Below are 8,854 nucleotides of genomic sequence, written 5' to 3'. Positions count from 1 at the left end.
GCCTTGACCAGGGTGTTCTTGGTCCAGCCCGTCCAGGCATGCGGGACGTCGAGCACCAGAAGCGGCACGCTGCGCTGGGCGGTGTCGATAAGCTGCGCGAAGGCCTCGGGATCGAAATCATAGACCCGTTCGAGCGTCGAAGGCGCTGCCAGCAGCGACAGATGCTCGGCGCACTGGGTCAGCAGCCGGTCGAGATAGACTTCATCGATGCGTTCGGGTGAAAACACCGCCTCGGCGATGCCTTGCGCCGGATCCTGGTCGAAATTGATGTTGGCGGTGCCGAAAGCCAGATCGAGATCGGCGACGACCACTTCGGATTTGAACAGGGAGGACATCGCCCAAGCCACATTGTGGGCGATCGTCGAGGAGCCGACACCGCCCTTGGCGCCGACGAAGGCGATCGAGCGGCCGAGCGGCTCGGCTTCCGGATCGATGAAAATCGACGACACCACGCTGACGATGTCGGCCATCGAGACCGGAGCGATCACATATTCGGAAATGCCGTTGCGGATGAGCTCGCGGTAGAGGCCGACATCATTGTAGTGGCCGATCACCACCACCTTCGACGTCGGATCGCAATATTCCGAGAGCTGGGCGAGTTGCTCCAGCAATTGCTTGGGCTCGCTGCGCGATTCCAGCAGGATCAGGTTGGGCGTCGGCGCCGATTGGTAGAATTCGATGGCAGTGGGGACGCCGCCCATATGGACCTTGAGATGCGCCTTCGTCATGCGGCGGTCCTCGCCGGCGCGCTCGACCGGGTTGGCAACACCCTCGGTCTCGCAGAATGCCTGGATCGAGATGCGCGGGATCGGCCGCAACGCCTGCATCGCGGCGATGTCCTGCTGCGAGGTATCGCTGCCGTCTACAGGAGTGTCATAGGCCAGATTGTTCATGTTCGTGTACTCCGAACTGCGATCGTTAGTAGCTAACTTCGCCTTCTGCTTCCCAATCAAAGAAGGGTTGATTTCGGTACCCATCGATGACTTTCCCACGCTGCTCGGCGTCGATAGGTGCCTGCTTGCGCGGTCCGAGCAGGTCGGCCGGATTGGCCATCTGGGCGGCGAGGTTGTTCTGATACGAGCAGCCGAAATCGGCGTAGTGCTTGTTTTCCGAGGTCTCCACCAGATCTTCGGGCCAACGCCCGCATTTGTCGGTCTGAGCTTTCACCGAGATATAGGCGACGCGAATCGGGGCCGAGGCTTCGGCGGAAGCGGACTGATAAGAGGTCATGACAATCCGGTTGCGCTTGATGCCGCTGGCAACCACCAGCCTGACAAAATCGCGGCTGGCAGCGGCCGCCGCGATCTCGTTGGCCGAGCCGACAGGGATAGCGATCGTCACCGCCGGAGCGGCGCTCCTGTCGTAGCCGTCGAGAAAGCCCGAAAGCGTGTCACGCTGAGAGCCCGTCATACCACGGTCACCGGCGCCCACCGGCAGGTCTATCTTCTGGTTCTTCTCCGCGATCACGATCGGATGGTTGGTGCGATAATCGTCCGGGATGGCGCCGACCGTGATGCTGTCGCGCTGGGCGCAGCCGGTGAGCAGCGCCGCCACCGCAACCGCCAGGACAGGAACGAACCGCCGGCAGACCTGCGAGCGGCCAAAGCGCATCGGTGCGGCGATGGTGCTTGCCTTCAATGCTGACTGAGACATGTCCGCTTCCCCGCTCACTTGTAGATGAAGCCGACGACGCCGTGGTAGCGGCCGTTGGGCTTGTCGGTCTGCATGGTGCCGTAGACGCGATTGACTCGGCCAAGGAACATGGCAGCGCCATCGCTGGCGGCGTTGAAATTGTCGTCCGGCTTGGCAAGGTCGTTGCGCGCCACCGGCTTCACCAGATAGGGCGTGATGATGATGACGAGTTCGGTCTCGTTGCGCACGAAATCTCTGCTGCGGAAGAGCGCGCCGAGCACCGGGATCTTTGTCAGCCCGGGCAACCCGTTGACGGCTTGCCTGACATCGTCGCGAACCAGGCCGGCGATCATCATGGAGCCGCCCGAGGGGAGTTCAACGGTCGTATCGGCAAGACGTTTGCGCAGCGACAGTGCATTCATGCCGGGGCTCGTCACGCCTGAGGAGAGCGATACGGACCCCTCGGTTGTCGGCTCGGAAACCGACGTCCTAACTTTCAGGCTTATGCGACCGGGAGACAACACCACCGGCTGGAATTCCAGGCCGATGCCGTACTCGATCTTTTCGATGGTGTAGGTCTTCAGGCCGGTCTGGTTGTCCTGCGATACGTTTGCTGAGACACCTGAAACCATATTGTATTCACCGCCGACCTTGAAGGTCGCCTTCTCCCCGGATACGGCGGTCAAGGTCGGCTCGGCCAGGGTTTTCATGACCCCGGACTGCTCCATGGCGTTGACATAGGCCTGCAGCGCCGACGAGCCGATCTGAAAGCCTGAATTCGACAGCTGCTTGCCGAGACCGGTGAAATTGTCGCTGAGCGCACCGTAGCTGATGCCGTTGCTGCCGCCGCTGCCGACCATGTTGACGCCGAGCTGCTTCATCACGGAGCGGCTGACTTCGGCGACCGTGACCTTCAGCGTGACCTGGTCGTCGCCAATGATCTGCAGCAGGTTGACGATCTTGCTGGTGCGGCGCTCCTGGTCCGGGTTGTCGATGTCGACACCGCTCTGGGCCGAACCGCCGGCTGCGGTCTGCGAATATTGTCCTGTCGTCGCTTCACCACCCGAAACGAAGATCGTCGCCAGGTCGACCGCGCGTTTTGCGTCCAGCGGCGTGTCGACCGTTCCAGTCAGGACGACGTTGTCATTCAGAAGTTCCACCTTGATGGCCGACGTCGGCAGGAAGCGTCTGATATAATCCTCAAGACCGGCAACGTCGCGTTCGACCGCCAGGTCCAGGCTGACGATCTGCTCGCCATTCGGGCCGAAGACAAAGATGTTCGTCTCGCCGACCGACTTGCCGAACAGATAGATGCGCCTTGCAGTGCGGGTCACCGCGTCGGCAACCGCCGGGTTGGCCACGAGAATGTCGTAGGCATCGCTCGGCAGGTCGATGACCACCGACTTGTTGAGGCCGAGTTTGACGCGCTGGGTGGCCGTCGATGCCGTGACCTGCGCGTTCTTTGCCTCGACAACGCTGCCTTGCACATTCGTTCCGACGAGCAGCAGGCCGAATGCCGCGGCTACGATTGCCGGCAGTTTGCCACCTAGCCTCATTTCCTTGCCCCCACTTCGGAAACTTCGCCCGACTTGATCAGCCTCACCGTTCCTCTGCGGCCATTGCCGGAAACGAGATAGTCCGCCTCACCCAGATTTTTTTCCTGCGTGTCCGCGACCGCCCGCAACGCCAGGGTCAGGCGATCCGCCATCTGCTGGGCGACGGTGATGATCTCCGCCTGCTTGGGCGTCAGTTCCAGCGTGCGGTCTGGCCTACCCTGGTCTTCTTGCCTTCCTCGTCCTCCTGAATGGTCTGGTCGATGGCCAGGACACGGATGTTCTTGAGGATGGTCTCGGTGTTGAAGCCGGCGGCGCCGCCGGCGGCATCGGCCCTGCGGGTCATGATGACGTCGACGAAATCGTTGGGAAGAATGAAGCCCCCGGCCGACGTATCGGCCGAGATGGCCGTGGCGACCGCCCGCATGCCGGAAGGCAGGATCGACGACATGAAGCTCTGGCCCTCGCCGATCAGCTTGGACCGCCGCAGCGGTTCTCCGGCATACATCGCCACACGGGCAACGGAACTCTTCAGCTTGTCCAGTGCCTCGGGCTCGGCGGTGCGGGTGATGAAATTCGCGTTGACGCCGTCGGCGGGCCAGGATTGCCAGGCGATGTTGTTTTGGATCGGGTTGCCCATCGGAACGTCGCCTGAAAGCACAAGCACATCCTGGAGTGCCACCGCCGGGGCCTGGGGACCGGAATCGACGACGACCTGGGGCGGCGGTGCCACCATGTTCTTCGCGACATAGCCAGCGCCACCCGCCGCGGCCACCGCCACGCTCAGAATTATCAATCGCGATGCTGGCATTTGTCCGAACCCTTGCCCTGGCAAACCACGTAGCCAAGCCGGACTTTGCAGCGGCAATCGTCAAAACAAGGTTAATGTAATGCTTACGATCGTGATTAATTTAAGGTTTACATAAATTAGCCGGAATGTGGTCTGAACGGCCAAAATGGCCGGGCCGGCCCTGTTGAGAACGGGGTTTCGGCAATGCTGACAGACAATAAAAATAAGATAGTGCTCAAGTCGCCAGCCTGGCAAGCGCCCATACCATCAAAGGCGAATCCGGATAGGTCAGCAACCCGCCAAGGCCGAGGGCGACGCCATAGGGGACTCCTTTTGCCTCGTCGGCGAAATGGCGCAGAAACGGATTTTGGCCGGTAACGGCCGCAAGCAGCGACTTCCGGTAGAGGATGATCGCGAGCGTCAGCAGGCCGCCGATGATTGTCGAGGCGACCAGATACTCCACGAGATTGATATTGAGGCCCATCCACATTGCGGTGGCGGCCAGAAGCTTGGCGTCGCCGCCGCCCATGCCGCCCATTGCAAACAGGCCGAACGTCACGGCCAGGACCAGGGCGCCGGCGGCGAAATGTCCGCCATAGGCCGCCCAGTCCATGCCTGTCAGGGGCGCGACCAGCGCGAAGACGACGACGAGCAGCACCGGCACGCGGTTGGCGATCGTCATCGACAGCATGTCGGAGATCGCGGCAAACAGCATGCAGAATGGAAAAACGACGAAGATCAGGGCTTCAAGCATCGGCGCCACGCCTATTGTCCGATTTCATGGGGCTCAATCTAAGCATGTTCGATTAACGATTGATGAGGCTAGGAACGAAAGACGACCTATATCGCCAGCGGCATAGAAAAAGGGCCGCCACGCGGCGGCCCTTTTCCAGAACGCAATCTAAATGCTCGGCGATAAGCCGATCAGCTGCCGCTCGGCGTGCCGTTCAGGGTGCTGCCGATGTTGGTGAACTTGGCGTTCAGCGCATTGCCGAGCGTGCCGGCGCCAGTGATGATGGCGAGCGCGATGAGAACGGCGATCAGACCATATTCGATCGCGGTCGCGCCGGATTCGTCCTTCACAAAACGTGCGATGAGATTAGACATTCGAGAGCTCCTACTCCACGTGTTACAGCACTTCCGTCAACTTCTGTGATGGTTGATCGGATGCTGCCAATCTAGGGAGAAGCTCTTTCGATCGGCTTAAGAAACAGCCTTACCGATTCCTTTCCCGGTTCGAACATATTGCGTGGTTAACCTCGGGCTAATGTATCGCTGAGCCTTCCAGACCGGATTTGGTAGGCTTGCGACCCGACCGGACCGCGCGTCGCGGGCGCCCTTGGCGGCCATTGCACGATTGGCAACATCGCATGCTTAACCGTTGGTTCACCAATCTCGTTCATGTTCCGTTGATCAGTCCGCCTGCGTGGAGCGCCTCAATGGCCCAGCCGAGATCGTCAATCCTGATTGCCGCGCTTCTTGCCGTCTCGAGCTTCGTCGCGCCCGCCATGGCCGGCGCCGGCATCGAGGTCACGATGAACCAGGCCAAGATCGTCAAACTTTCGCGTCCCGCAGACACCATCGTGGTCGGCAACCCGGCAATCGCAGACGCTTCGGTGCAGGACGCTTCGACGATCGTGCTCACCGGCAAAGGCTTCGGCGTCACCAATCTGGTCGTGCTCGATACCGACGGCAGTCCCATCGTCGACGAGCAGGTTACCGTCGTGCGGCAGGCCGCTTCGTCGGTGCGCATCTATCGGCGTGCCGAAATCCAGACGATGTCCTGCACGCCCTATTGCGAAAGCTCCTACAAGAGCGAAGCGGAGAAGTCTTCCGAAGCGGAGATGAGCGTCAGCCGATAGGTGGCGTTGCCGACTGCCGTTCCGGTTATTGTCTGGTTAAGAGGCCTGCGCCGACTTTAACGATCATCCAAACCGGACCTCAATCGGTTTGCGCTAATGCTCCTTCCGAGACCACATAGAGATCGGCAGGATCGAACATGAGCAAGGAATTCGGTCGCGCAGGCGACCACAGAGTGAGACGCCCAAGGTTTTTCGCCCGCTTCCTTCGTGACCGGCGCGGCGCCACGGCAATCGAATTCGCGATCCTTTCAGTCCCCTTCGCGCTGCTTGTCTTTGCCATTCTGGAAAGCTGCATCTCGTTTGCCGGCCAGGAGGTGATGGCCAACGTCACCGACGATGTAGCGCGCAAACTGCGCACCGGCCAGTTGAGGGCGGCTGACGTTGCCGGAACCAATTTGCGGGACATGATCTGCACGAAACTGCAGATCATCGTCTCCCAGGATTGTCCCAATCAACTGCTGGTGGATCTTCGCCAATATACATCGTTCGCCGATGCGGCCACGGCAGGCTTCAAGATCCAGAACGGCGATGTCGTACTGACGAAAGGCACCGCAACCCAATCGTTCTCAGTGACAGCGGGTGCGGCGGAGTCGAGGAACATGCTTCGGGTCTTCTACAAGTGGCCGATCATGACCGACCTCATGGCGCAGTCGATGGGCGGCAACAAGACCCTGCATTTCGCATCGGTGACCTGGCAGAACGAGCCGTTCGACAACTGAGCGGAATGCACGAGCGGTATAAGAAAAGGGCAATGGGCATGATGCGTGCGGGGGCACATCTTATGATTACGGGAGTTTGGCGGAAAGCAAGTCGATTCTGGTCCGATCGCCGTGGCATCGCGGCGGTTGAATTCGCGTTGATCATGCCAATTCTGCTGATCATGTACTTCCTCACAATGGAAGCGTCGCAAGCCATCGAGACCAGCAAGAAGGTCAGTCGTATCGGCAGCATGGTGGCCGATCTCGTTACCCAGCAGACAAGCGTCCTCAAAGCGGATGTCGACGCCATCATGCAGATCGGCAGCGTCACCCTTCAGCCCTACAACCGCTCGCCCCCTAGCATCACCATCACGGCGATACAGGTTACGTCCGATGCGACGAAGGCACAGGTGGTTTGGTCACGCAAATTGGTCGCCAGTGTCGCCAGCGCCGGCGCCGCCGCGACCACCGAGACAACGGTCCCAGCGTCGCTCAAGGTCGCCAACACTTTTCTCATCCGCGTCGAAAGCAACCTCGGCTATACGCCGGTCATCGCGTGGAGCGCGAGCAGTCAACAGAAGCTTGGACTGACCTCGGCTTTCAGCAACATAACCATGGGCGAAACCTATTATCTGCGCCCCCGCAGAAGCGTGACGATCCCTTGCAGCGACTGTTGAACAGAACCAGCCAGGCCCTGCGCAGGGCCGCTCCAGCTATTGCTGCGGCTCACGGTCCGAAACGAAGCGCACGATAGCAGCGGCCATCTCGTAATCTTTTGGCGACACGCGAGCGAAGCCGCCGGAATGTCTCGATTCCAGGAGATCGTAGATATCGGGCGTCGTCGACTTGAGGTTGGTGAGGAACACGGCAAGCCTGCGCTTGGCTTCCGGGTCGAGATCGCTGCGGACCGCATGGGGGCCGTATCTCAACAGGCCCGACGTCCATACGATCCGAAGCGCCGTCACCGAGAGCCCTGCCGCCTCCAGCCTGGCCTGCGTGCCCGACGGTTCTCGCGGGCCGTCGGCAGCGGCCCTCACCCAGCCGAACAGGCCATCGGCCTTGCCGTCGACCAGCATCGTCTCGGCCGCCGCGGCCGAATCGGTGCGGGCCAAAAACTGTGCATCTTCCGCGATCTTGCGGCCCTCCGCCGCCAACGCCGCCAATGGCAGGAGAGAACCGCCGACGCTGTCCGAAGGCGCCATGGCGATACGATGGCGGTCCATCGCCGCCAGGGCAGGCAGCTTGCCGTCTCGCGTCAGCAGAACGGAGCGGATGCCGATCGCGCCGTCTGAATCGACCGGAGCGACAAGCGGCTCGATACATAAGCAGCGCTGCGAAGCCGTCGCATAGGCGGTGGCCGAATAGATCGCATATTCGATGCGGGCATCGGCCTGCGCCTCGATCAGCGCGGCATAGTTGCGGGCAACGACAAACTCGACCTTCATGCCCAAGGCCTTGGTGTAGGCGTCGGTCAACAGTGCCAGCCCCGGAACGGCATTGCCGGCGCCTGGCTCGGCAACGATGCCGATACGAAACGTGCCGATATCATCGCGCCAGTCGGCATGCGCCGGGTTGGACCAGAGCCCGACGAGCGTCAGCATGAGAGCGGCATAAGTCTTCAGCGCAACCCTCATGACAGGAACCACAGTCTGTTGTCCTCGATCCATGCCCATCCCAGTGCACTGGACTATCACGCCAAGCCGTTGCCGTTTGGTTTCCGAATTGCCAATGAAGTCGCGGAACCCTATGTCTGGTCGGTCAAACTGGCAACAACTCGATGGCGCGCGCTTTCCTCTTCGTTCTGGATTCCTTCGGCATCGGCGGCGCGGCCGACGCCGACCGCTACGGTGACGCCGGCGCCAACACATTCGCGCACATCGCAGAGGCCTGTGCGGAGGGCCGTGCGGATCGCGAAGGGCTTCGCAGTGGACCGCTGTTTGTCCCTCACATGGCGTCGCTCGGGCTTGGCAAGGCCGCCGAAACCGCGACGGGACTGGGGTTTGCCAACAGCGGGGCGGATCTGCTCCCAACTGCCTTTCACGGCGCCGCACAGGAGGTTTCGAGCGGCAAGGATACACCATCCGGTCATTGGGAAATCGCCGGCCTGCCGGTGCGCCTCGACTGGGGCTATTTCCCGGATACGGTTCCGGCCTTTCCGGCCGAACTGACCGAGGCTATCATTCGCGAAGGCAAGGTGCCGGGCATTCTCGGCAATTGCCATGCGCCGGGCACCGAGATCATCGAGCGCTTCGGCGAGGAGCACATCCGGACCGGCAAGACGATCTGCTACACGTCGGTCGACTCGGTCCTGCAAACCGC

At 61.2% G+C, this 8,854-nt stretch carries 9 protein-coding genes and 2 pseudogenes; 4 read left to right on the top strand and 7 right to left on the bottom strand.

The features are described 5' to 3' along the window. The 6 genes and pseudogenes from EN906_RS13520 to EN906_RS13495 form a co-directional block, all read right to left on the bottom strand. Positions 1-893, bottom strand: an 893-nt coding sequence (locus tag EN906_RS13520; RefSeq protein ID WP_127375212.1) for a CtpF protein, incomplete at its 3' end; no start/stop codon positions are given. Positions 894-918: 25 nt separating this feature from the next. Then, positions 919-1,653 carry a CpaD family pilus assembly protein gene (locus EN906_RS13515; protein ID WP_127271264.1) on the bottom strand — a complete coding sequence of 245 codons (735 nt, stop codon included), beginning with the start codon at positions 1,651-1,653 and terminating at the stop codon, positions 919-921. Between the two features lie 14 nt (positions 1,654-1,667). Next, the gene (locus EN906_RS13510; RefSeq protein ID WP_127270396.1) at positions 1,668-3,188 is read right to left on the bottom strand and encodes a type II and III secretion system protein family protein; all 1,521 of its coding nucleotides are present in this window, start codon (positions 3,186-3,188) and stop codon (positions 1,668-1,670) included. Next, positions 3,185-3,996: pseudogene (gene cpaB, locus EN906_RS13505) on the bottom strand (Flp pilus assembly protein CpaB). The gene EN906_RS13510 and the pseudogene cpaB overlap by 4 nt, the downstream one beginning before the upstream one ends. A 214-nt stretch (positions 3,997-4,210) precedes the next feature. After that, positions 4,211-4,729 (bottom strand): prepilin peptidase, encoded by a 519-nt coding sequence (locus EN906_RS13500; protein ID WP_127268812.1) that lies wholly within the window; start codon positions 4,727-4,729, stop codon positions 4,211-4,213. A gap of 170 nt (positions 4,730-4,899) precedes the next feature. Then, the gene (locus tag EN906_RS13495) at positions 4,900-5,082 is read right to left on the bottom strand and encodes a Flp family type IVb pilin (protein WP_127268811.1); all 183 of its coding nucleotides are present in this window, start codon (positions 5,080-5,082) and stop codon (positions 4,900-4,902) included. 332 nt (positions 5,083-5,414) lie between these two features. On the opposite strand from EN906_RS13495, the gene EN906_RS13490 reads away from it, so the two are divergent. From EN906_RS13490 to EN906_RS13480, 3 genes are all read left to right on the top strand, one after another. Next, positions 5,415-5,837: a pilus assembly protein N-terminal domain-containing protein gene (locus EN906_RS13490; RefSeq protein ID WP_013533687.1), complete on the top strand. Its 423-nt coding sequence runs from the start codon at positions 5,415-5,417 to the stop codon at positions 5,835-5,837. A gap of 137 nt (positions 5,838-5,974) precedes the next feature. Next, positions 5,975-6,556 (top strand): TadE/TadG family type IV pilus assembly protein, encoded by a 582-nt coding sequence (locus EN906_RS13485; protein WP_127268810.1) that lies wholly within the window; start codon positions 5,975-5,977, stop codon positions 6,554-6,556. Positions 6,557-6,594: 38 nt separating this feature from the next. Next, a complete protein-coding gene (locus tag EN906_RS13480; RefSeq protein WP_127268815.1) occupies positions 6,595-7,212 on the top strand; it encodes a TadE/TadG family type IV pilus assembly protein in 618 nt (205 codons plus the stop codon). A gap of 36 nt (positions 7,213-7,248) precedes the next feature. Here EN906_RS13480 and EN906_RS13475 read toward each other — a convergent pair whose 3' ends face one another. Beyond that, positions 7,249-8,169, bottom strand: coding sequence for a PhnD/SsuA/transferrin family substrate-binding protein (locus EN906_RS13475; protein ID WP_164748717.1), 921 nt, complete (start codon positions 8,167-8,169; stop codon positions 7,249-7,251). A gap of 143 nt (positions 8,170-8,312) precedes the next feature. On the opposite strand from EN906_RS13475, the pseudogene EN906_RS13470 reads away from it, so the two are divergent. Next, positions 8,313-8,854 (top strand): annotated as a pseudogene (locus EN906_RS13470) (phosphopentomutase); the annotation flags it as partial.

It is taken from the genome of Mesorhizobium sp. M7A.F.Ca.CA.004.06.1.1 (genome assembly GCF_003999135.1).
In the GTDB taxonomy this organism is placed as follows: domain Bacteria; phylum Pseudomonadota; class Alphaproteobacteria; order Rhizobiales; family Rhizobiaceae; genus Mesorhizobium.
Note: the sequence above shows the minus strand (reverse complement) of the source record. Positions and strands in the feature narration are given on the sequence as shown.